Source organism: Polaromonas sp. CF318 (assembly GCF_000282655.1).
Lineage (GTDB): Bacteria > Pseudomonadota > Gammaproteobacteria > Burkholderiales > Burkholderiaceae_C > Polaromonas.
This window is the reverse complement of the sequence record NZ_AKIV01000038.1, coordinates 42081-65152: the sequence shown is the minus strand read 5'-3', so window position 1 is coordinate 65152 and position 23072 is coordinate 42081. Positions and strand designations below refer to the sequence as shown.

At 64.1% G+C, this 23072-nt stretch carries 23 protein-coding genes and 1 tRNA gene; 15 read left to right on the top strand and 9 right to left on the bottom strand.

Annotated features, from left to right (window positions below; all coding sequences use genetic code 11):
• Positions 1 to 121 precede the first annotated feature (121 nt).
• The 8 genes from PMI15_RS04800 to PMI15_RS04765 form a co-directional block, all read right to left on the bottom strand.
• Complete coding sequence (locus PMI15_RS04800) at positions 122 to 1336, bottom strand: nitrate/nitrite transporter (RefSeq protein ID WP_007864520.1); 1215 nt, start codon at positions 1334 to 1336, stop codon at positions 122 to 124.
• A gap of 161 nt (positions 1337 to 1497) precedes the next feature.
• Positions 1498 to 1956 carry a chemotaxis protein CheX gene (locus PMI15_RS04795; protein WP_007864517.1) on the bottom strand — a complete coding sequence of 153 codons (459 nt, stop codon included), beginning with the start codon at positions 1954 to 1956 and terminating at the stop codon, positions 1498 to 1500.
• An 11-nt stretch (positions 1957 to 1967) separates the two neighbouring features.
• Positions 1968 to 2339 (bottom strand): response regulator transcription factor, encoded by a 372-nt coding sequence (locus PMI15_RS04790; RefSeq protein WP_007864515.1) that lies wholly within the window; start codon positions 2337 to 2339, stop codon positions 1968 to 1970.
• A 72-nt stretch (positions 2340 to 2411) separates the two neighbouring features.
• Positions 2412 to 4535 (bottom strand): ATP-binding protein, encoded by a 2124-nt coding sequence (locus PMI15_RS04785; protein WP_007864512.1) that lies wholly within the window; start codon positions 4533 to 4535, stop codon positions 2412 to 2414.
• Positions 4536 to 4695: 160 nt separating this feature from the next.
• Positions 4696 to 5505: an ABC transporter ATP-binding protein gene (locus tag PMI15_RS04780; RefSeq protein WP_007864510.1), complete on the bottom strand. Its 810-nt coding sequence runs from the start codon at positions 5503 to 5505 to the stop codon at positions 4696 to 4698.
• Positions 5506 to 5521: 16 nt separating this feature from the next.
• A complete protein-coding gene (gene ntrB, locus PMI15_RS04775) occupies positions 5522 to 6487 on the bottom strand; it encodes a nitrate ABC transporter permease (protein ID WP_007864509.1) in 966 nt (321 codons plus the stop codon).
• Between the two features lie 57 nt (positions 6488 to 6544).
• Positions 6545 to 7789 carry a CmpA/NrtA family ABC transporter substrate-binding protein gene (locus tag PMI15_RS04770; RefSeq protein WP_007864507.1) on the bottom strand — a complete coding sequence of 415 codons (1245 nt, stop codon included), beginning with the start codon at positions 7787 to 7789 and terminating at the stop codon, positions 6545 to 6547.
• A 375-nt stretch (positions 7790 to 8164) separates the two neighbouring features.
• Positions 8165 to 8797, bottom strand: coding sequence for an ANTAR domain-containing response regulator (locus PMI15_RS04765; protein ID WP_007864505.1), 633 nt, complete (start codon positions 8795 to 8797; stop codon positions 8165 to 8167).
• A gap of 87 nt (positions 8798 to 8884) precedes the next feature.
• Here PMI15_RS04765 and tsaD point away from each other — a divergent pair, with 87 nt between their 5' ends.
• Complete coding sequence (gene tsaD / locus PMI15_RS04760) at positions 8885 to 9928, top strand: tRNA (adenosine(37)-N6)-threonylcarbamoyltransferase complex transferase subunit TsaD (RefSeq protein WP_007864504.1); 1044 nt, start codon at positions 8885 to 8887, stop codon at positions 9926 to 9928.
• A gap of 30 nt (positions 9929 to 9958) precedes the next feature.
• On the opposite strand, the gene PMI15_RS04755 is transcribed toward tsaD, so the two are convergent.
• Positions 9959 to 10360, bottom strand: coding sequence for an Hsp20/alpha crystallin family protein (locus PMI15_RS04755; protein WP_007864500.1), 402 nt, complete (start codon positions 10358 to 10360; stop codon positions 9959 to 9961).
• Between the two features lie 141 nt (positions 10361 to 10501).
• On the opposite strand from PMI15_RS04755, the gene PMI15_RS04750 reads away from it, so the two are divergent.
• The 14 genes from PMI15_RS04750 (at position 10502) to nuoF (ending at position 23062) form a co-directional block, all read left to right on the top strand.
• Entirely contained in the window at positions 10502 to 11779 is a 1278-nt protein-coding gene (locus tag PMI15_RS04750; protein WP_007864498.1) for a branched-chain amino acid ABC transporter substrate-binding protein, read from the top strand.
• Between the two features lie 55 nt (positions 11780 to 11834).
• Positions 11835 to 13031, top strand: coding sequence for a pyridoxal phosphate-dependent aminotransferase (locus tag PMI15_RS04745; RefSeq protein WP_255348953.1), 1197 nt, complete (start codon positions 11835 to 11837; stop codon positions 13029 to 13031).
• A 162-nt stretch (positions 13032 to 13193) separates the two neighbouring features.
• A complete protein-coding gene (gene rpsO / locus PMI15_RS04740) occupies positions 13194 to 13460 on the top strand; it encodes a 30S ribosomal protein S15 (protein ID WP_007864491.1) in 267 nt (88 codons plus the stop codon).
• Between the two features lie 220 nt (positions 13461 to 13680).
• Entirely contained in the window at positions 13681 to 15798 is a 2118-nt protein-coding gene (gene pnp, locus PMI15_RS04735; RefSeq protein WP_007864483.1) for a polyribonucleotide nucleotidyltransferase, read from the top strand.
• A 76-nt stretch (positions 15799 to 15874) separates the two neighbouring features.
• Positions 15875 to 16861, top strand: a complete 987-nt coding sequence (locus tag PMI15_RS04730) for an NAD(P)H-quinone oxidoreductase (RefSeq protein WP_007864482.1) — start codon at positions 15875 to 15877, stop codon at positions 16859 to 16861.
• A 7-nt stretch (positions 16862 to 16868) separates the two neighbouring features.
• Positions 16869 to 17627 (top strand): triose-phosphate isomerase, encoded by a 759-nt coding sequence (tpiA, locus tag PMI15_RS04725; protein ID WP_036837511.1) that lies wholly within the window; start codon positions 16869 to 16871, stop codon positions 17625 to 17627.
• A gap of 33 nt (positions 17628 to 17660) precedes the next feature.
• A complete protein-coding gene (secG, locus tag PMI15_RS04720) occupies positions 17661 to 18080 on the top strand; it encodes a preprotein translocase subunit SecG (protein ID WP_007864475.1) in 420 nt (139 codons plus the stop codon).
• Between the two features lie 116 nt (positions 18081 to 18196).
• A tRNA-Leu gene (locus tag PMI15_RS04715) sits at positions 18197 to 18281 on the top strand.
• Positions 18282 to 18380: 99 nt separating this feature from the next.
• Positions 18381 to 18740: an NADH-quinone oxidoreductase subunit A gene (locus tag PMI15_RS04710; RefSeq protein ID WP_007864471.1), complete on the top strand. Its 360-nt coding sequence runs from the start codon at positions 18381 to 18383 to the stop codon at positions 18738 to 18740.
• 61 nt (positions 18741 to 18801) lie between these two features.
• Positions 18802 to 19281: an NADH-quinone oxidoreductase subunit B family protein gene (locus PMI15_RS04705; RefSeq protein ID WP_007864469.1), complete on the top strand. Its 480-nt coding sequence runs from the start codon at positions 18802 to 18804 to the stop codon at positions 19279 to 19281.
• A 3-nt stretch (positions 19282 to 19284) separates the two neighbouring features.
• Positions 19285 to 19893, top strand: coding sequence for an NADH-quinone oxidoreductase subunit C (locus PMI15_RS04700; protein WP_007864468.1), 609 nt, complete (start codon positions 19285 to 19287; stop codon positions 19891 to 19893).
• Positions 19894 to 19917: 24 nt separating this feature from the next.
• Positions 19918 to 21171 carry an NADH-quinone oxidoreductase subunit D gene (locus PMI15_RS04695; protein WP_007864466.1) on the top strand — a complete coding sequence of 418 codons (1254 nt, stop codon included), beginning with the start codon at positions 19918 to 19920 and terminating at the stop codon, positions 21169 to 21171.
• A gap of 5 nt (positions 21172 to 21176) precedes the next feature.
• The gene (nuoE, locus tag PMI15_RS04690) at positions 21177 to 21671 is read left to right on the top strand and encodes an NADH-quinone oxidoreductase subunit NuoE (protein WP_007864453.1); all 495 of its coding nucleotides are present in this window, start codon (positions 21177 to 21179) and stop codon (positions 21669 to 21671) included.
• On the top strand, positions 21668 to 23062 hold the full coding sequence (nuoF, locus tag PMI15_RS04685) for an NADH-quinone oxidoreductase subunit NuoF (RefSeq protein WP_007864447.1): 1395 nt from the start codon (positions 21668 to 21670) through the stop codon (positions 23060 to 23062). The genes nuoE and nuoF overlap by 4 nt, the downstream gene beginning before the upstream one ends.
• Positions 23063 to 23072: the final 10 nt, after the last annotated feature.

Sequence of the window (23072 nt, the reverse complement as noted above, 5' to 3'; positions counted from 1 at the left end):
TTTGGCGAACAAAAGAAAACCCTCTTTGCGGGTTTCGATAAAAGTGAGTAGCTGCCGGGCTACCCCCGGCCAGCAAGCCTACGCAGAGAGCGCGCCCGCCGGCGCAAGACCCGGCCTTCCTTCACGCGCTGCGAGCACGCCCACCCTTCTCAGCCCAGGTCCGGGTCCACCGGATCTGCATAACCCGAAGCATCACCAGCATCCCCAAAGCCAGCGCAGCAAAAAAGAAGAATCCCCACATATAGGTCCCGGCATATTGCTTGGAGATACCCATGGCGTTGGGTACCAGGCCGCCGCCCAGGGCGCCTATTTCGCCGATCATGGAGCCGGCGACCGCGGTGGCCAGGGGCCAGCGCAGGGGTACGAGCTGGAAGAGGGCGCCGTTGCCTGCGCCCAGGGCGGCAAAGCACAGCATCACCAGCAGCGTCGTGGCCGCCAGGGAGCCGCCGGCCAGGCCGCAGGCGATCAGCGTGCCGGCGATGGTGAGCAGCACCACGCTCAGGGTGTTGACGCCGCCCCAGCGGTCGGAAATCCAGCCGCCGAAGATGCGCAGCGCCGCGCCCATGAAAGCCGCCAGCATGGACAGCTGGCCCGCCTGCACCTTGCTGACGCCGAACTGGTCGTAGTAATAGGAGGGCAAGAACGTGGCCAGGCCGATGAAGCCGCCGAAACTCACGGCGTAGATCAGGCTGAAGGCCCAGCCGTCTTTCTCGAACAGGCAGGCCACGTGTTCGCGCAGGGTGGCGTGGCTGTCCACGTCGTCGGGCTCCTTGGCAAAAAGGATCATCGCGATCATCGGCAGCAGCATGGCCACGGCGGCAATGCCGTAGACCGACTGCCAGCCGAAGCGCTGGGCCAGCGCGGGCGCCACCAGCACCGAGACGGCGGTGCCCACATTACCCGCGCCGACCAGGCCCATGGCCAGGCCTTTGTAGCGCGGCGGAAAGGAACCCGAGCCCAGGCTGAGCGCGACGCCGAAGCTGGCGCCGGCAATGCCCAGCAGCACGCCCATGGCCAGCAGGCTGCTGTAGGAATCGACCACAAAATAGCCGAACAGCAGGGCCACCATGATCAGGCCCATTTCCACCAGGGTGGCGTTCTTGCGGCCTATGTACTGGGCCAGCACGCCCAGCGGAAAGCGCATCAGCGCGCCGGCGAAAATGGGGACCGAGAGCATCACACCCTTCTGGGTCGGCGAAAGGTTGTAGGTTTCGGAGATGAAGGGCGCCATGGCCCCGTTCATGACCCAGATGCAACATGAGAAGGCAAAGTAAAAAAACGCCGCGCCCAGCGTGGGCGCGTGACCAGCCTTGAGAAAATTACGGAACCCCGCCATGGTGCAAGCTCTTTCTGTGAGATGGTTGATTCACAGAATCAGTGCGAAAAGCGTGCCACCTTGGGGCGTGCAAAACGCACCCTCACGGCGCGGTTTCAGCCCATTTTCCGGTTTCTTTTGGTGCGCCGCACAAAATGCGTGCGCCCCGGCGGGAATCCCGCTCAGTTCTTGCGGTCCATGTCGACGCAGACCATGGCCGAATAGTGGTTCCAGCGCAGCGTGATGACATAGGGGCGGGTACGCACCCTGGCCTTCATGCCCTGGGTACCCTGCATCTTGACGGGCACCGAAATCTGCAGCTCTGACCCCAGGGCCTTGCGCGCATTGCCGGCCAGCGTATTGGCGATTTCGCCCACCGCGTCCAGCAGGTTGCCGTCACTGAGGTCGGTTTCATGCTGCAGCAGCAAAATTTCACGCACCAGTTTGCCCGGCATGGAGACCATCACATGGCCGTTGTGGCTGCCCGAAAAGGCCACGATGCCGTTGAATTCAAAGCCCTCGATATCGCCCGAGCCGAGGTAGGCCGAGGTGATTTGGGGCTCCTGCCGGGTCGTGACCTTCAGGTAATGCCGGATCGAGTCGACAAACAGCTTGAGGTCGTTTTCGTTGAGTGTGGCCACAGCAGCCCTCCTTAGCGCATGTCGGCGATGTCGAGCAATGCCATCTGCAGCTCGTCATCGGTGAAGGGTTTGGCGACGAAGCCGCGCGCACCCAGCTTGAGCGCCTGGATGGCCGTCGACTTGTCGCTGAGCGCGCTGACCACGAGGATCTTGACGGCCGGGTCCAGCTTGAGCAGCGCGGAAATGCATTCGATGCCGTCCATCTCGGGCATGGTCAGGTCCATGGTGACGACTTCGGGCCGCGTCGCCCGTGCCAGCCGCACGGCCTCGTTGCCGTTTCTGGCCAGGCCCGCGAGCACGATGCCCTTGATGCCGCCGTTTTGCACCACGCGCGAAATGCGGGTGCGGATCATGTTGGAGTCGTCAACAATCAGCAATCGCATGGTGAGCCTCCTTGTGGGTTGGGGGTGTTTGGGATGTCTGGGATGTCTGGGAAGTGGTCATGTGGGGCGGCCTCAGGAAAACACGACCCGGAACTCAGTGTGCTGGCCAGGAGTGCTCGACAGCAGCAGGCGCGCGCCCAGGCTCTGCACGTTGGCCTGCACCAGGTCCAGGCCGACACCGCGGCCGGCATGTCGCGACGTGCTGCCGGCGGTGGAAAAACCGGGCTTGAAGATGTTCGCGACGATCTGCTTGTCGCTGAAGCTCTGCAGCTGTTCCATGTTGTACCAGCCGAGCTCCAGCAGGCGGCGGCGGACATGGCCCGCGTTCAGGCCACCGCCGTCGTCGCGCACGCTGAGTTGCCACTGCCCGGCGCCGTCAGGACCCAGCGTGACGGCGACCTCTCCTGCGGCGGATTTACCGACGGTCTGCCGAGCGGCAGGGGTTTCCACGCCGTGCACCACGGCATTGCGCAGCAGCTGGATGGCGATCTCGCGCACCAGGTTCATCTTGGACGGCGGTATCTCGGGCATGCCGGCCATGCGCACGTCGATGTTCACGCGTTTGCCGCAGTCGGCGGATACTTCGGCCGCCAGTTGCGTGAGCGCGGCATGCAGGCTTTCCGGCGAGTTCGCTTGCCGGGACGGCGCGTCCTCGCCGGAGCGTTTCTGGCTCAGGGCCTTGAAGGCGCCCACCTTGGAGAGCAGGTCTTCCAGCGGCAAGGGCAGGGCCAGCAGGGCGTCGCCGGTGGCCGCGCCGCTGTCCTTGAGTTTTTGCAACTCACTCTCGAACTGGTGGGCCAGCGTGGCCAGGATTTCCAGGCCCAGCGAGGCGGCGTCGCCCTTGAAGGCGTGGATGCGGCGGTAGGCGCCGTCCACGGCCTTGAGCACCTGGACCTCGGAGGCGGCCGAGGAGGTGCTGCGCAACAGGTCGTTGACCTCGAGCAGCGAAGCCTCGGCGCGCTCGACGAAGGCCCGCATCATGGCCGGCTCGGTCTCAAAGGCCTTGAGCATCATGGACAGCTCTTTTTGCGAGCGCTGGCGTTCGCCGGCGAGCCTCGCCTGCAGCTCAACCTTTTGCGTGATGTCCTGCACGGTGACCAGCAGGTGCCGCACGGTGGCGCCGTCCTGCACCCGGTTGAAATGGAAGGACAGGTAGCGGGTCGTCTGCTGGCCCAGGCGGTTGGCAACAGTCAGTTCCACTTCCGAAAGCGGGTTGATGCCCTGGACCAGCTGCTCTTTCACATGCGGGGAGAACAGCAGCTCGACATAGTCGCGCGCGTCGGTGAGGGCTTTGAGGGACACCAGCGTGGACAGCACCTCAAAAAAATTCTGCCCCGGTGCCAGCGTCTTGCCGAACAGCGCATGGGTGGAGCGGGACAGCTGCGAGCCGAGCTGGTGCCCGGGCGTGAGCAGGAACAGGCCCTCGCGCACGCTGGCGAGGATTTCGCGGTTTTCCTCGGTCGCCGCTTCAATCGCGGCGTCGGAGGTCTTCAGGCGGCGCAGGAACTTGAACAGGATGAAGGCGAAGTTCAGCAGGGCCAGCACGATGCCGCCGGTTTGCACCATGCGCAGCACGCTGGCGCGCGAAGCGCCTATCTGCTGTGTTTCGGTCACGAAGTCGTTGGCCGCGCCCAGCAGCTCGCTGTTGTGGGCCTGGCTGTAGGCCAGCGCGGCGGCCAGTTCCTGCTGCGTGAAGTTGTCACCGGTCAGCAAGGGCTGGAGCAGGGCGAAGTAGGGCTTCCACAGGACTTCCACCTTCTCTTCGAGCTCGCGGCCGCGGCTGGATGTCACGGGGTGCAGGTAGACCGGCTTGCCGTCGCCGCCGGGAATCGTTCCGCCTTCGCGAAAAGCCACCTGCGAGATCTGGAAGATCTTGGCGCCCGAGCGCAGCTCCGCCAGGGTCTCGGGCTTGTAGAAAAGCCCGGCGGCGCGCGTGGCGTCAAGCTCCAGCAGGGTGCGCGCGACGCGCTGGGACACATAACGCTGGCGCCCCGACAGGTTGATGGCCACGGTGTCCTGGTCGATCTTGAACGAGGTGTAGAAGTTCAGCACCAGCACCCCGAGGTCGAACAGCAGGAAGAAGGCCACCGCGATGATGATTTCGCGGTACTTGCCGAACAGGCCCGGGCCGGCTTGGCGTGCGGGCCGGGCGGCCGCGATCCTGTCGGCGCCATGGACTGGCAAAACTGCGGACATAGGAAACCTCCCTTATGCGAACTGGCGGACTGGCGAAACGGTCGACACGGGCCCCCACGCTCCGCCGCTGCGCGGGTCGCTGCCCCCCCCCGAGAGGGCGCTGCGCCTGCGGCCCGGCAAAGCCGGTTCCGCGGCCCCTGCTGGTTTGTTCTAGCCTGCCTCAGGCTGCTTTTTCGACGTGGCCCTGGCGCGTATAGAGGAAATCGATCACGGCCTTGCGGTAGCCCAGGTAGCGGATGTCCTCGGCCAGCGCCACGCGCGAGCGGGGCCGCGGCAACTCGACCTGCAGCACCTCGCCAATCGTGGCCGAGGGGCCGTTGGTCATCATCACGATGCGGTCGGAAAGCAGCACCGCCTCATCGACGTCATGGGTCACCATCACCACCGTGCTTTGCGTGGTGGCCACGATCTGCAGCAGCTCGTCCTGCAGCTTGGCGCGGGTCAGCGCGTCCAGCGCGCCGAAGGGTTCGTCGAGCAGCAGCACCTTGGGCTCCATGGACAGCGCGCGCGCGATGCCGACGCGCTGCTTCATGCCGCCCGAGATTTCGCCAGGGCGTTTTTGCGCCGCCGCCGTCAGCCCGACCATGGCCAGCGCCGCGTCGGTGCGGGCCTTGAGCTGCGCCTTGTTTTCAGTCTCCGAGAACACGCGCTCGACCGCGAGGTAGACGTTTTCGAAGCAGGTGAGCCAGGGCAGCAGCGAGTGGTTCTGGAACACCACGGCGCGCTCCGGGCCGGGCCCGGCGATTTCGCGGTTGGCGCATAGCAGGCTGCCCTCGGTGGGCGTTGTCAGGCCGGCGATCAGGTTCAGCAGGGTGGACTTGCCGCAGCCCGAGTGGCCGATCAGCGCGACGAACTCGCCCTTGGCGACCGTCAGGTTGATGTTCTGCAGCGCGCGGAACGGCCCCTTGCGGGTCTTGAAGGTCTGCGCGACGCCCTGGATTTCGATGTACTTGGTGGTGAAGGATGTCATGGCGTATTCCCCGTGTTCAGTTCTTGACTTCTTCGAAGGTGAAGGCCGTGGCCAGCTTGATCAGCGCGAATTCCAGCACCAGGCCGACGATGCCGATCACGAAGATCGCGATGATGATGTTCTTGACGTTGAGGTTGTTCCACTCGTCCCAGACCCAGAAGCCGATGCCGACGCCGCCGGTCAGCATCTCGGCCGCGACGATCACCAGCCAGGCGGTGCCCACGGCCAGGCGCACGCCGGTCAGCATGTAGGGCAGCACGGCGGGGAAGAGGATCTTGGTGACGATCTTCCATTCGCTGAGCTTGAGCACGCGCGCCACGTTCATGTAGTCCTGCGGCACACGCTGCACGCCGACGGCGGTGTTGATGATCATGGGCCAGATCGAGCAGATGAAGATGGTCCAGATGGCGGCCGGGTTGGCGCCCTTGAAGACCAGCAGGCCTATCGGCAGCCAGGCCAGCGGCGAGACCGGGCGCAGCAGGCTGATCAGCGGGTTGAACATGCGGCTCAGGAAATTGAAGCGGCCGATCATGAAGCCGACCGGGATGCCGACGACGGCCGCCATGCCGAAGCCCATGGCCACGCGCTTGAGCGAGGACAGCACGTTCCAGCCCACGCCCTGGTCGTTGGGCCCCTTGCTGTAGAACGGGTCGCTGAAGATCTGCACCGCCTGGGCGAGGGTGTCCTTTGGAGACGGGATGCTGCCGCCCGTGCCCATGAACACCAGCTCCCAGACCAGCGCCAGCAGGCCCAGGCCCAGCAGCGGCGGCAGCACCGCCAGCCAGAGAAACGAGGCATCCCACGGCGCGCGGGCCGGTGCGGCGGGAGTGCCCGCCTGTGCGTCGGGGGGAATGGTGGAGGGGTTTGTCATGTTGTGGGTAGCCGCCAATGGGGCAGGGCCGGCATCCCTGGCTTTGGGTTTGTCGCCGCCGCGGGCCGCGGGTGCGGCCTCAAGCGGGCTGTGGAATACGGCACTGACCATGGCGTGACCTCTTTGCGTGGGGTGGAAGGTTCGGTGGATGAGGCAGGGGGCGCGGGCTCAGGCGTGGACCTTGAAACTGTCGGCGTACTTTTTCGGGTCTTTGCCGTCCCAGACGGCGCCGTCCATCAGCTTGCTGCTGCGCATCACGTCCTTGGGAACGCTGGCCTTGGCGGCCGTGGCGGCCTGCTTGTAGACGTCGATGTGGTTGATCTGCTTGGCGATGCCCAGGTAGTCGGGGTGGTCCTTGATCAGGCCCCAGCGCTTGTGCTGCGTGAGGAACCACATGCCGTCGGAGAGGTAAGGGAAGCTCACCGCACCGTCGTTGTAGAACTTCATGTAGTTGGGGTCGTCCCAGGTCTTGCCCATGCCGTTCTGGTAGCGGCCCAGGATGCGCTGGTTGATCGCGTCGACGCTGGTGTTGACGTAGCTCTTGTCGGCCACGGTCTCGGCCATCTTGTTCTTGTTGGAGAGGCTGGCGTCTATCCACTTGCCGGCCTCGATGATGGCGGCGGTCACGGCGCGCGCCGTGTTGGGGTATTTCTTGACGAACTCGGCGGTGGTGCCCAGCACTTTTTCCGGGTGGTCCTTCCACACGTCCTGGGTGGTCACGGCGGTCACGCCTATGCCGTCGATGATGGCGCGGTGGCCCCAGGGCTCACCCACGCAGAAGCCGTCCATATTGCCCACGCGCATATTGGCCACCATTTGCGGCGGCGGCACGGTGATGACCTTGGCGTCCTTCATCGGATTGATGCCGTTGGCGGCCAGCCAGTAATAAAGCCACATGGCGTGCGTGCCGGTGGGGAAGGTCTGGGCGAAGGTGTATTCGCGCTTGTCGCTGGCCATCAGCTTGGCCAGGCCGGCGCCGTCCACCGCGCCCTTGTCGGCGAGCTTCTTGGACAGCGTGATCGCCTGGCCGTTGTTGTTGAGCGTCATCAGCACGGCCATGTCCTTCTTGGGGCCGGCCGTGCCCATATGCACGCCGTAGACCAGGCCGTAGAGCACGTGGGCGAAGTCCAGTTCGCCGTTGACCAGCTTGTCGCGCACGCCGGCCCAGCTGGCTTCCTTGGTCGGGATGATCTTGACGCCGTACTTCTGGTCTATGCCCAGCACCGAGGCCATCACCACCGAGGCGCAGTCGGTCAGGGGAATGAAGCCGATCTTGACTTCCTTTTTCTCCGGTGCGTCCGATCCCTGGGCGTACACGGCGGCGCGCAGGGCGGGATTGATGCCTACGGCACCCACAGCCGCGGCCTGCAGCACGGTGCGGCGTGTCAGCGAAGATTTCAGCAGTTCAGTCATGTGGTCGGCTCCAGCTAAGTAAAAACGAAAGACAAAAACAAAAAAGGCGCTCGACCCGGGCAACACGTTGAACGTGATGCAGGGTGCGAACGCCTTTGTTCCTTGGGGCACCACACACTTCGTCGTTGAAGTGCTGTGCCGTATGACCATCCTTGGCCAGTGCTTAGGGCATTGCAAAAGCTGTGCCAGGGGCTTTGAAAGTTGCCGAAAGAATTGATTTACAGAGTGGGGAGTGCCGGAAAATTTCCCCTGTGGGCCCTCCGGGCGAACGCTCTGAATAGGCGCCTGAAGGTAGGGCGCCAAAATGGTGGGGCTTGTTGTCCGCACCTAATTTGTGCGCCGCACCAATTGAGGGTGGCCGGCCCGGCCGGCGGATCAGCCCAGCAGGTCCAGGGCGTCCAGCATGCGCTGGGCCACTTCGCCCAGGCGCAGGCCTTTGTCCATGGCGGCCTTGCGCAGCTTTTCGTAAGCGGCCTGCTCGGACAGTCCCTGGCGCTGCATCAGCATGCCTTTGGCCCGGTCTATGACTTTTCTCTCATGCAACTCGGTTTTGGCGTGCGCCAGTTCCTTTCGCAGGCCTTGCTCGTGCTCAAAGCGCGCCATGGCCACGTCCAGGATGGGGCGGATGCGGTCCGGCGAGAGCCCGGCCACCACGTAAGCCGACACACCGGCGGCCACGGCGTCCTTGACGTGGCTGGTGTCGTTGTCATTGGTGAACAGCACGATGGGCCGCCGGGCGTCCCGCGTCGCCATCACGACATGCTCCAGGGAATCGCGGGCCTCGCTTTCGGCGTCCACGATGATCATGTCAGGCTGCAGCTGCGCCAGGCGCTCGTCCAGAAAGGTGTCGGCCGGCAGCACCGCGACGATGTTGTAACCGTTTTCCAGCAGGCCGATGCGCAACTGGCGCGAGCGCTCAGCGAGCTCCCGCGCATGAGCGTCATCGGACACGGACTCCAGGAGGTCCGGTGCGATGATGACCAGGCGCAGGGATTGTGACGGCGTCATGGGAGAACTCGTGCAAGAACTGTGCCCCCTGCAGGCTCTGCGGCCCTGCTGGCGTGGGGAGTTCTCTCCAAACCTTACACTTCGAAGATGAGAGTCTTAGGTATCGAATCGAGTTGTGATGAAACCGGTGTGGCGCTGGTGGATGCCAGTGGCAGCGGCGTGCCGCGATTGCTGTCGCACGCCTTGTTCAGCCAGATAGCCATGCACCAGGCTTATGGCGGCGTGGTGCCTGAGCTGGCCAGCCGCGACCATATCCGGCGGGTGTTGCCCCTGACGCAGCAGGTGATGGCGGAGGCGGGCAGCAGCCTGGCGCAGGTGGATGTGGTGGCCTATACGCGCGGGCCCGGATTGGCCGGGGCGCTGCTGGTGGGCGCGGGTGTGGCCTGTTCGCTGGCGGCGGCGCTGGGCAAGCCGGCCATGGGTGTGCATCACCTGGAAGGACACTTGCTGTCGCCCTTCCTGAGCGCCGACCCGCCGGAGTTTCCTTTTGTGGCGCTGCTGGTGTCGGGCGGCCACACCCAGCTGATGCGGGTGGATCGCGTCGGCAGCTACGAGCTGCTCGGTGAAACCATTGACGACGCGGCCGGTGAGGCCTTTGACAAGTCGGCCAAGCTGATGGGCCTTCCTTATCCGGGTGGCCCACACTTGTCGAAACTGGCCGAAGGGGGTGATGGCGCGGCCTTCAAGCTGCCGCGGCCCCTGCTGCACAGCGGCGATCTCGATTTTTCCTTTGCCGGGCTCAAGACCGCCGTGCTGACGCAGGCCAAAAAGCTGGGGCCCGACCTGGAAAGCCGCAAGGCCGATCTGGCGGCCGCCACGCAGGCGGCGATTGTGGAAGTGCTGGTCAAAAAATCACTGGCGGCGATGACCCAAACCGGGCTCAAGCGCCTGGTGGTGGCCGGTGGCGTGGGCGCCAATGCGCTGCTGCGCAGCCAGCTCAATGCGGTGTGCAAGCAACGCGGCATACGCGTGCATTACCCCGAATTGCATTTGTGCACCGACAACGGCGCGATGATTGCGCTGGCGGCCGGCATGCGGTTGCAAGCCGGGCTGGAAACGCTTCAGCGCGGCTACACGTTCGATGTGAAGCCGCGCTGGAATCTCGCAGAGCTGCAGGCTGAACCGGCCTGAGCCGTACTGCCTGAACCCTGCACCGCCCAGTTATTGAATGTCGAGGTGCGTGACGTTGCTGACGGGAACCTTCTTGCCCAACGTCAGGGTCAGCACGCCGTTCTCGAGCTTGGCCGTGCTGTTGGCGGTGTCGATTTCCAGCGGGAAGCGCCAGGCTGCCTTGACCTTGCGGGGCGCGTCTTCCTTGCTGGCCACGCGGACCACATCACCTTCGATGCCGATGTCCAGGTGCTCACGGGCCAGGCCGGGAACGTCGAGTTGCAGGGTGTAGGCCTTTTCCTGGTCTTCCACACTGGCGGCCTTGGCGGCGCCGGTGTCAGAGAGCGAGGAGAAGGTGTCGTTGAGGAATTTTTCCAGGGCGCCGTTGCTCACGACGGGCGCATAGTGGCGATGAAAGGCGCGGGCGGGGCGATGGGCGAGAGAGTAAAACATGGCGGTTCCTTGATGGGTTAACAAGGGGCGGTTTCCCCTTACACTGCGCGGCGTTCACCGTGATTGCCGCATGCACCCCAGTTAGGTGTGCAGCCGGTTTATTCAAGCCAGATCCAGCGAAAAACAGGGAGCTATTTTTTTATGCGCACACACTTGAAACGCCTTTTCACGGCCCTATGTCTTTGCGCCGCCGTGGGGGCCGGCGCGCAGACGGCCGGCCAGCCGCCGGTGCCTGCACCTGTTCGTATCGCGCTCATCGAAAGCCTGTCGGGCGCCTTCGCCAACACCGGCGAAGCGGTGTTCCGCAACCTGGTCTGGGCCACCGAGCGCGTCAACGCGCGCGGCGGTGTCAAGCTGGTCGGCGGGCCGCGCAACCTGGCGGTCGAGCGCTACGACAGCAAGGGCCAGAACGAGGAGGCGCTGGCGGCCTTGCGCTCGGCCATCGACGACGGCGTGACCATCATCGCGCAGGGCAATTCGTCGGCCATCGCGGCGGTGCTCATAGACGCCATCAACAAGCACAACGAGCGCGAGCCGAAAAAGCGCGTGCTGTTCCTGAACTACTCGGCGGTCGACCCTATCCTGACGAATGAAAAGTGCAGCTACTGGCACTTTCGCTTCGACGCGCACGCCGACATGCGCATGGCCGCGCTCATGGACGTGCTCAAGGACGACAAGGCGCTCAAAAGCATTTACCTGATAGGCCAGGACTACAGCTTCGGCCAGGCGGTGTTGCGCGAGGCCCGCAAGCAGCTGGGCACGCAGCGCCCGGACGTGCAGATCGTGGGCGACGAGTTGCACGCGCTGGGCCGCGTCAAGGATTTCATCCCCTATGCCGCGAAGATCAAGGCCAGCGGTGCGCAGGCGGTGCTCACGGGCAACTGGGGCAACGACCTGACCTTGCTGATCAAGGCGGCCAGAGAGGTGGGCTACGAGGGCAAGTTTTACACCTTCTACGGCAATGCGCTGGGCGTGCCGGGCGTGCTGGGCGAGGCCGGCGTGGGCAAGGTGGTCGCCGTGGCCGACTGGTTCCCCAACGAGGCGGGTGCGCAGTCCGAGGCTTTTTACCAGTCCTTCCGCCAGCGTTTCCCGAAACCGCAGGACGACTATGTGCACATGCGCATGCAGCTCATGGTCGAAGCCCTGGCCCAGAGCCTTGACAAAGCCGGCAGCGCCGAGGCCGGCGCGCTGGCGGCGCAGCTTGAGCGCAGCACCGTCACTTTCGCGGGCCACCAGGGCGCGATGCGCGCGCAGGATCACCAGTTCCAGCAGCCGCTGCTGGTGGCGCTGATGGGCAAGCAGGGTTCGCCCGGCGTGAAGTTCGACGTGGAGGGCTCGGGCTACGGCTTTCGTGTCATCAAGACCATCTCGCCCGATCGGGCCGAGCAGCCGAGCAGCTGCAAGATGGTCCGGCCCTGAGCTTCAATTTCTTTGCTTTTTTTGACGGACGCCGACAGGCAGATCGAACATTCCCATGACTCTGAGACAGGCTGTTTTAAACCTTGAAGAATCCATGATCCGCCAGGTCGCCAATGCCGGCATGGGGCGCAGCGACGTGCTCAAGTTCTGGTTCGGCGAAAGCGACGAGGTCACGCCGGCCTTTATCCGCGACGCCGCCGCCGCCTCGCTGCAGCAGGGCGAGACTTTTTATGCGCACAACCTGGGTCTGCCAGAACTGCGCGAGGCGATTGCCGGCTATGCCACGGACCTGCGTTGCCCGGGCGCCGCGCCTATCACGGCGGAGCGCATTGCCGTCACCTCGGGCGGCGTCAATGCCCTGATGCTGGCCGTGCAGGCGCTGGTGGACGCGGGCGACGACGTGGTGGCCGTGACGCCGGTCTGGCCCAACCTGACGGCCCAGCCCGCCATCATGGGGGCCCGGGTTCAATGCGTGAGCCTCAAGCCTGTGGCGGGCGAATGGAAACTCGACATGACCGAGCTGCTGGCCGCCATCACGCCCAAAACCAGGCTGCTGATCGTCAATGCGCCCAACAATCCCACTGGCTGGACCCTGGCGCGCGCCGAGCAGGAAGCCATCCTGGCGCATTGCCGCCAAACCGGGACCTGGATACTGGCCGACGAGGTGTATGAACGGCTGTATTACGAACCCACGCCCAATGGCTGTGCGCCCAGTTTCCTGGATATCGCGGCGCCCGAAGACCGGCTGGTCGTGGTCCACAGCTTTTCCAAGAGCTTTCTGATGACCGGCTGGCGCCTGGGCTGGCTGGTGATGCCGGCCGCGATGACGCCGCACATGGGCAAGCTGGTGGAATTCAACACCTCCTGCGCGCCGGTGTTCGTGCAGCGGGCCGGCCTGGTGGCCATTGAACGCACGGCCGACATCACGCCGCGGGTGGTGGCCCACCTGAAAACCTGTCGCGACACCCTGGTTCCCCTGCTGCAGGCCGTGCCCGGCGTGCAGCTGGCGCCGGCCAAAGGGGGCATGTACGCCTTTTTCCGGCTGCAAGACCCCGCAACCCCTGGGCGCTTTGGCGACTCGCTGGAAACGGCCAAGCGCCTGGTCGTGGAGGCCGGCCTGGGCCTGGCGCCGGGCAACGCCTTCATGGTCAATCCCGGGCCCGAGGCCCAGGGCTGGCTGCGCTGGTGTTTCGCCAGCCAGGACGTGGCCAGGCTGGGGCAGGGGGTGGAGCGGCTACGGCGCTGGCTCTAGAACCAGTTCCCAGTCTTCAGGCTATAATCCAAGGCTCTGCGCAGTTTCAGGCCTTTTTCGGGCCTTTTTCATGCCGGAACACGACGAAAGCGGTTTATCCATCTCCCATGTCGGGAACGCTGCTTCGCTCGCAAGCGCACCTCGGTGCAGGAAAGAGAAAACATGATTGCAAAATCCGTCAAGGCCGAAATCGTCCAGGCCAACGCACGTGCCGCCGGCGACACCGGCAGCCCTGAAGTTCAAGTGGCGCTGCTGACCGGCCGCATCAACGAACTGACCCCCCATTTCAAGGCCAACGCCAAGGATCACCACGGCCGCCGCGGCCTGCTGCGCATGGTGAGCCGCCGCCGCAAGCTGCTGGACTACCTGAAGTCCAAAGACGCCGACCGTTACACCGCGCTGATCGCCAAGCTTGGCCTGCGCAAGTAATCGGTAACAACGATTTGAAAGCGCCTGAGTTAGTTCACTAGCTCAGGCGCTTTTTACTTCGGAGCAAGGCAAAACGAGCACGCGCTGTGTCATTCCACAAAAAAAGCCCTGGGCAGGCCGCTGACCCCAGGCATTTTGTGGAATGGCATCGTGTTCAGCCAGCCGCCGCTCCGGGCCTCCCGCGCTGCCTCAAGCGTGTGAATTTAGTGGAGATAAGAACATGAGCATTTTCAACAAAGTCACCAAGTCCTTCCAATGGGGCCAGCACAAGGTCACGATGGAGACCGGCGAAATCGCCCGCCAGTCCAGCGGCGCCGTCGTCGTCGACATGGACGGCACCGTGGTGCTGGCCACCGTGGTTGCCAAGTCCGATGCCAAGCCCGGCCAGGATTTCTTCCCCCTGACCGTCGATTACCTCGAAAAAACCTATGCCGCCGGCCGCATTCCCGGCAGCTTCTTCAAGCGCGAAGGCCGCCCCAGCGAATTCGAAACGCTGACCTCCCGCCTGATCGACCGCCCCATCCGTCCGCTCTTCCCCGAAGGCTTCTTCAATGAAGTGCAGGTCGTGATCCACGTGCTGTCGCTGAACCCTGAAGTCGAAGGCGACATCCCCGCGCTGATCGCCTCGAGCGCCGCCCTGTCGATTTCCGGGATCCCCTTCAACGGCCCCATAGGCGCCGCGCGCGTGGCCTACATTGACGGCCAGTACGTGCTGAACCCCGGCAAGACGCAGCTCAAGGATTCGAAGATGGACCTCGTCGTGGCCGGCACCGAAGCCGCCGTGCTGATGGTCGAGTCCGAAGCCCAGCAACTGTCCGAAGAAATCATGCTGGGCGCCGTGGTGTTCGGCCATGAGCAGGGCAATATCGCGATCAATGCCATCCACGAACTCGTGCGCGATGCCGGCAAGCCGGTCTGGGACTGGCAAGCCCCCGCCAAGAACGAGCCGCTGATCGCCAAGGTCAACGAGCTGGCCGGCGCCAAGCTGCAGGCCGCTTACCAGATCCGTGCCAAGCAGGCGCGTACGCAGGCCTGCCGCGTGGTGACCTCGGACGTGATGGCCGCGCTCAAGGCCGACGGCGTGGAGTTCGACAGCGTCGCCGTGGAAGGCATGCTGTTCGACATCGAAGCCAAGATCGTGCGCAGCCAGATTCTGGCCGGCGAGCCCCGCATCGATGGCCGCGACACCCGCACCGTGCGTGCCATTGAAATCCGCAACAGCGTGCTGCCCCGCACCCACGGCTCGGCCCTGTTCACGCGTGGTGAAACCCAGGCGCTGGTCGTGACCACGCTGGGCACCGAGCGCGACGCGCAGCGTATCGACGCGCTGTCCGGCGACTACGAAGACCGGTTCATGCTGCACTACAACATGCCTCCGTTCGCCACCGGCGAAACCGGCCGTGTCGGCAGTCCGAAACGCCGCGAAATCGGCCACGGCCGCCTGGCCAAGCGCGCGCTGGTCGCGGTTCTGCCTACCAAGGAAGAATTCCCCTACACCATGCGCGTGGTGTCTGAAATCACCGAGTCCAATGGCTCGTCGTCGATGGCTTCGGTCTGCGGCGGCTGCCTCTCGCTGATGGACGCGGGCGTTCCGATGAAGGCCCACGTGGCCGGCATCGCCATGGGCCTGATCAAGGAAGACAACCGCTTCGCCGTGCTGACCGACATCCTGGGTGACGAAGATCACCTGGGCGACATGGACTTCAAGGTTGCCGGTACCACCTTCGGTATCACCGCGCTGCAGATGGACATCAAGATCCAGGGCATCACCAAGGAAATCATGCAGGTTGCGCTGGCCCAGGCCAAGGAAGCCCGCATGCACATCCTGGGCAAGATGCAGGAAGCCATGGGCGAGGCCAAGGCCGAAGTCTCCGACTTCGCGCCCCGCCTCTACGTCATGAAGATCAACCCCGAGAAGATCCGCGACGTGATCGGCAAGGGCGGCGCCGTCATCCGCGCGCTGACCGAAGAAACCGGCACGCAGATCAACATCGAGGAAGACGGCACCATCACCATAGCCTCGAACGACAGCGCCAAGGCCGATGAGGCCAAGCGCCGCATCGCCGAGATCACCGCTGAAGTCGAAATCGGCAAGGTCTACGAAGGCCCGGTCACCAAGATCCTGGACTTCGGCGCGCTGATCAACCTGCTGCCCGGCAAGGACGGCCTGCTGCACATCAGCCAGATCGCCCACGAGCGCGTCGAGAAGGTCACCGATTACCTGAGCGAAGGCCAGATCGTCAAGGTCAAGGTTCTTGAGACCGACGAAAAAGGCCGCGTCAAGCTGTCGATGAAGGCTTTGCTGGACCGTCCGGCCCAGGACCAGGACCGGGGCTGATCCGCACCGGCCATGGATGTTGCGCCGCTTGCGCCCGGATGCCGGGCGCCGGCGGTGCAAACGAATTGCATACCCCATGAAAGCTGTTGAAATTACCTCCTACGGCGGGCCCGAGGTGTTGCGTCTGGGCGCGCGCCCGGCACCCGTCGACGGCCCGGGCGAGGTGGTGATCCGCGTGAACGCCAGCGGCGTGAACCGTCCTGACGTGCTGCAGCGCATGGGCCACTACCCGGTGCCACCGGGGGCCTCCGATATCCCGGGCCTTGAAGTTGCCGGCGTGATCGTCTCCGGTGACGCCAAGGCCATGGCCGCGGCGGGGCTCAAGCCCGGCGACCGCGTCTGCGCGCTGGTCGCCGGCGGCGGTTATGCCGAGCTGTGCATCGCGCCCGTCGGGCAATGCCTGCCGGTGCCCGAGGGCCTCAGCGACATCGAGGCGGCTTCGCTGCCCGAGACCTTCTTCACGGTCTGGAGCAATGTGTTCGATCGCGCCCGCCTGCAGCCTGGTGAAACCCTGCTGGTTCAGGGCGGCTCCAGCGGCATAGGCGTGACGGCCATCCAGGTCGCCAAGGCCCTGGGCGCCACCGTGCTGGTCACGGCCGGCAGCGACGACAAATGCGCGGCCTGCGTTGCCCTGGGGGCGGACCACGCCATCAACTACAAGAGCAGAGACTTCGTCGAAGAGGTGAAGCGGCTCACGAACGGGCAGGGCGTCAACGTCATTCTGGACATGGTGGCCGGCAGCTATGTCGCGCGTGAGCTTGAATGCCTGGCCGAGGACGGCCGCCTCGCCATCATCGCGGTGCAGGGCGGCATCAAGGCCGAGATCAATGCCGGCCTGGTGCTGCGAAAGCGCCTGACTATCACCGGCTCGACCTTGCGTCCGCGTTCCGTCGAGTTCAAGGCGGCGATTGCAAAAGCGCTGAAGGAAAAAGTCTGGCCGTTGATGGCCCGCGGCGCCGTCAAGCCGGTGATCCACAGCACCTTTGCCGCGGCCGATGCGGCCAAGGCCCATGCGCTGATGGAGTCGAATTCGCATATCGGCAAAATTGTGTTGACCTGGTAGGCCAAAGATGAAAAAACTCATTGCAGGAAACTGGAAGATGAATGGCAGCCTGGCGGCCAATGCGGCCTTGCTGGACGCGCTGGCGCAGGGCCTGGACCGCGCGCCGGCTTGCGAGGTCGCCGTTTGTGTTCCCGCGCCCTACCTGGGGCAGGTGCAGGCCATGCGCTCCGCGCAAGCCGGCCTCGCGGCCATCGAGCTCGGCGCGCAGGATGTCTCGGCGCAGGCCTCGGGCGCTTACACGGGCGAGGTGAGTGCCGCCATGCTCAAGGATTTCGGTTGCCGTTTTGCCATCGTCGGCCACTCGGAGCGCCGCCAATACCACGGCGAAAGCGACGCGCTGGTGGCCGACAAGGCCAAGGCCGCGCTGGCATCGGGTATCACGCCCATCGTCTGCGTGGGCGAGACCCTGGCCGAGCGCGAGGCCGGCCACACCGAAGAAGTCGTCAAGCGCCAGCTGGCCGCGGTAATCCACACCAACGGCCACTGCATCAGCGAAATCGTCGTGGCCTATGAACCCGTATGGGCCATAGGCACCGGCAAGACGGCTTCGCCAGAAGAAGCCCAGGCCGTGCACGCGGTGCTGCGTGCCCAACTGAAGGCCGCCACCGACCAGTTCGCGCGTGTGAAAATCCTGTATGGCGGCAGCATGAACGCCGCCAATGCGGCAGCGCTGCTGGCCCAGCCCGACATTGACGGCGGCCTGATTGGCGGCGCCTCGCTCAAAGCCCCCGATTTCTTGACCATTATTGCTGCAGCCCGCAAATAACGAGCGCAGAACGCTATTAATTTAGGAGTAGATATGAACGTTGTATTGACCATTGTCCTCGCTGTGCAAATGCTCTCGGCGCTCGGCATGATAGGCCTGATCCTGGTGCAGCACGGCAAGGGCGCCGACATGGGCGCGGCGTTCGGCAGCGGCGGCTCGGGTAGCCTGTTCGGCGCCAGCGGCAGCGCCAACTTCCTGTCGCGCACAACGGGTGTTCTCGCCGCGCTGTTTTTTGCGTGCACCTTGCTGCTCGCTTACTTCGGCGGCAGCTCGCTGCCGCGCAGCGGTTCCAGCGTTCTGGAAGGCGCCGCCGTGACGGCACCGGCCCCTGCCGGTGCGGCTTCCGGTGCGGCTCAAATCCCCGCGACCACGGCACCCGCGAGCGGCAGCGCCGCGGTTCCCGCGCCGCCTGCGCCCGCCGCATCGGGTGCCGCGCAAATCCCGACGAAATAACGTGATTTTGCTGCCGCCTCTCGTCGGGAGAGGTGGTATTTCAGGGTAAACTCTGAGACTGTCTGGAAAGCCCAAAACCGCAAGGTTTCCTCATGCCATCCAGTCAGTTAAATACCGCGGACGTGGTGAAATTGGTAGACACGCTATCTTGAGGGGGTAGTGCCGAAAGGTGTGCGAGTTCGAGTCTCGCCGTCCGCACCAGATTGACAAGCATCGGCAGCAGCGCTCCGGCGGTGCTGTCGGCTCAAACGGCAAGCTGAAACAAACCGCGCAGGTGGCTTTTCAGAAGTTGAATCCACGATGAACCTCGATCAATACCTCCCTGTTCTCCTGTTCATTCTGGTTGGTGTGGGTGTCGGCGTGGTGCCCCAGGTCCTGGGTCGTTTGTTGGGCCCCGTGCGCCCCGACAGCGAAAAAAATTCCCCTTACGAATGCGGCTTCGAGGCTTTCGAAGATGCCCGCATGAAATTCGATGTGCGCTACTACCTGGTCGCCATCCTCTTCATTCTGTTTGACCTCGAAATCGCCTTCCTCTTTCCCTGGGCCGTGGCGCTCAAGGAAATCGGTCCCGTCGGTTTCTGGTCGGTCATGATTTTCCTGGGCATTCTGGTCGTGGGCTTCGTCTACGAGTGGAAAAAGGGTGCGCTGGACTGGGAATAAGAAGCTAAAAATCCCGAGGGTTCTCTGGGGCTAGGGCGAATCTCGCCACAAAGGTACGGGTATGTCACTTGAAGGTGTTTTCAACGAAGGCTTCATGACCACGAGCTATGACTCGGTGGTGAACTGGGCCAAGACGGGCTCGCTCTGGCCCATGACGTTCGGCCTGGCTTGCTGCGCCGTCGAAATGATGCATGCGGGCGCGGCGCGCTACGACCTTGACCGCTTCGGCATGTTGTTCCGCCCCAGCCCGCGCCAGTCCGACCTGATGATCGTGGCCGGCACGCTGTGCAACAAGATGGGGCCGGCCTTGCGCAAGGTCTACGACCAGATGTCCGAGCCGCGCTGGGTGCTGTCCATGGGCTCGTGCGCCAACGGCGGCGGCTACTACCACTACAGCTATTCCGTGGTTCGCGGCTGCGACCGCATCGTGCCGGTGGACGTTTACGTGCCGGGCTGCCCGCCCACGGCCGAAGCGCTGATGTACGGCATCATCCAGCTGCAGCAGAAAATCCGCCGCACCAACACGATTGCGAGGGCATAAAGCATGTCCTCTTCCCCCGTGTCCATGGAGCAGCTCGCCGAAACGATTCACGCCGTCCTCGGCGACAAGGTCAAAAGCCTGAAGACCGCGCTCGGAGAAATCACCCTCACAGTCTCCGCCGCCGACTACCTGGCGGCCGCAACCCAGTTGCGCGATGCGCCCGGCTGCCGATTCGAGCAGCTGATCGACCTGTGCGGCGTCGACTATTCCGAATACAGGGACGGCCAGCACGACGGCCTGCGCTACTGCGTGGTGTCGCACCTGCTGTCGGTCAGCCTCAACCAGCGCGTGCGCCTCAAGGTGTTTTGCCCCGACGACGATTTCCCCGTGGTGGATTCGCTCAACGGCATCTGGAACTCGGCCAACTGGTTCGAGCGCGAGGCCTTCGATCTCTACGGCATCATCTTTGAAGGCCACAACGACCTGCGCCGCATCCTGACCGACTACGGTTTCATCGGCCATCCTTTCCGCAAGGACTTCCCGACTTCGGGCCATGTGGAGATGCGCTACGACCCTGAGCAAAAGCGCGTGATTTACCAGCCGGTCACCATAGAGCCGCGTGAGATCACGCCGCGTGTGATCCGCGAAGACAACTACGGCGGCCTGCAGTAAGCGGCGCAGGCAAGAGAACCCCACATGGCTGAAATCAAAAACTACACGCTCAACTTTGGACCCCAGCACCCCGCGGCGCACGGTGTGCTTCGCCTGGTGCTCGAGCTTGACGGCGAAGTGATACAGCGCGCTGACCCGCACATCGGCCTGCTGCACCGCGCGACCGAAAAGCTCGCCGAGAGCAAGACCTACATCCAGTCGCTGCCCTACATGGACCGGCTGGACTATGTCTCCATGATGTCCAACGAGCACGCCTATTGCCTGGCCATCGAGAAGCTGCTCGGCGTCGACGTGCCGGTGCGCGCGCAGTACATCCGCGTGATGTACGCCGAAATCACGCGCCTGCTCAACCACCTGCTGTGGCTGGGCGCGCACGGTTTCGACTGTGGCGCGATGAATATCCTGATTTACTGCTTCCGCGAGCGCGAGGCCCTGTTCGACATGTACGAGGCCGTCTCCGGCGCGCGCATGCACGCGGCCTACTTCCGCCCGGGCGGCGTCTACCGCGACCTGCCCGAGAGCATGCCGCAGTACCGCGTCAGCAAGGTCAAGAACGCAAAAGCCATCGCGGCGCTCAACGAGAACCGCCAGGGCTCGCTGCTCGATTTCATCGAGGACTTCTCCAACAAATTCCCGGGCTACGTCGACGAATACGAAACCCTGCTGACCGATAACCGCATCTGGAAGCAGCGCACCGTCGGCGTGGGCGTCGTCTCGCCCGAGCGCGCCCTCAACCTCGGCTTCACCGGCCCCATGCTCAGGGGTTCGGGTTTTGCCTGGGACCTGCGCAAGCAGCAGCCCTACGATGTCTACGACAAGATGGACTTCGATATCCCGGTCGGCAAAACCGGCGACTGCTACGACCGCTACCTGGTCCGCGTCGAAGAGATGCGCCAGTCCAACCGCATCATCAAGCAGTGCGTGGACTGGCTGCGCGTGAATCCCGGCCCCGTGATCACCAGCAACCACAAGGTCGCCGCGCCGGACCGCGAATCCATGAAGACCAACATGGAAGAGCTGATCCACCACTTCAAGCTCTTCACCGAAGGCTTCCACGTGCCCGAAGGCGAAGCTTATGCGGCGGTCGAGCACCCCAAGGGCGAGTTCGGCATCTACATCGTCAGCGACGGCGCCAACAAGCCCTATCGCCTGAAGATCCGTCCGCCGGGTTTCCCGCACCTCGCGGCCATGGACGAAATGTCGCGCGGCCACATGATCGCCGACGCCGTCGCCGTGATCGGCACCATGGATATTGTGTTCGGTGAAATTGACCGGTAGTCCCCATGATTTCTGAACAAACCAGAGCGCGCTTCGACCGCGAAGTCGCCAAATACCCCGCGGACCAGAAACAGTCGGCCGTCATGGCCTGTCTGGCCATCCTGCAGGAAGAGCACGGCTACGTGAGCGCCGAGAGCGAAAAAGCCGTGGCCGAATACCTCGGCATGGCGCCCATCGCCGTGCACGAAGTCACCACCTTCTACAACATGTACAACCAGCGTCCCGTTGGCAAGTACAAGCTCAACGTCTGCACCAACCTGCCATGCCAGTTGCGCGACGGCGCCAAGGCGCTCAAGCACCTGGAGCACAAGCTGGGCATTGCCATGGGCGAGACCAGCGCCGACGGCCTGTTCACGCTGCAGCAATCCGAATGCCTGGGCGCCTGCGCGGATTCGCCGGTGATGCTGGTCAACGACCTCACCATGTGCAGTTTCATGAGCAACGAAAAGCTGGACCAGCTCATCGAAGGTCTCAAATCCGCCGAGGCAAAGCAACCATGACGCTCGCTCCCCTGTCTCCCAACAGCGCAGCCGCGCAAAGCGTGCTGTCCCAGTTCGCGGCCACCGGCGTGCAGACCTGCTTCCATGGCCGGCACATCAACCCGCAAATCCTGGCCGACCTCAACGGCAGCAACTGGCGCCTGAAGGACTACGAAGCCCGCGGCGGCTACCAGGCCTTGCGCAAGATCCTCAAGCAGGACGGCGGCGAGGGCATGACGCCCGACCAGGTCATTGCCGAGGTCAAGGCCGGCAGCCTGCGCGGCCGCGGCGGCGCGGGTTTCCCGACCGGGCTCAAGTGGAGCTTCATGCCGCGCCAGTTCCCGGGCCAGAAATACCTGGTCTGCAACTCGGACGAGGGCGAGCCGGGCACCTGCAAAGACCGCGACATCATGCAGTACAACCCGCACAGCGTGATCGAAGGCATGGCGATCGCCGCCTATGCCATGGGCATCAGCGTGGGCTACAACTACATCCACGGCGAAATTTTCGCGACCTACCAGCGCTTTGAAGAAGCGCTCGAAGAGGCGCGCGCCGCCGGCCTGCTGGGCAACAACATCTTCGGTAGCGGCTTCAGCTTCCAGCTCCATGCCTCGCACGGCTTCGGCGCTTACATCTGCGGCGAAGAAACCGCGCTGCTCGAGTCGCTCGAAGGCAAAAAGGGCCAGCCGCGCTTCAAGCCGCCGTTCCCGGCCAGCTTCGGCCTCTACGGCAAGCCCACCACCATCAACAACACCGAGACCTTCGCGGCCGTGCCCTGGATCATCCGCAACGGCGGCCAGGCCTACCTCGAATGCGGCAAGCCCAACAACGGCGGCACCAAGATTTATTCGGTCTCGGGCGACGTCGAACTGCCGGGCAACTATGAAGTGCCCATGGGTACGCCGTTCTCCAAGCTGCTGGAACTCGCCGGCGGTGTGCGCAAGGGCCGCACGCTCAAGGCCGTGATCCCTGGTGGGTCGTCGGCCCCCGTGCTGCCGGCTTCCATCATGATGGAATGCACCATGGACTACGACTCCATCGCCAAGGCCGGCTCCATGCTGGGTTCGGGTGCGGTGATCGTGATGGATGACAGCCGTTGCATGGTCGAGTCGCTCAAGCGCTTGTCCTACTTCTACATGCATGAATCCTGCGGCCAGTGCACGCCTTGCCGCGAAGGCACGGGCTGGCTCTGGCGCGTCGTGGACCGCATCCACAACGGCCACGGCAAGCAGACCGACATGGACCTGCTCAACTCGGTGGCCGACAACATCCAGGGCCGCACCATCTGCGCGCTGGGCGATGCGGCCGCCATGCCGGTGCGCGCCATGATCAAGCATTTTCGCCATGAGTTTGAAGCCATGATCAAGCCACAAGTCTCCCACGCTCCGGTTTCGGCTGCCGCGCAAGCCTGAACCGCGGAAA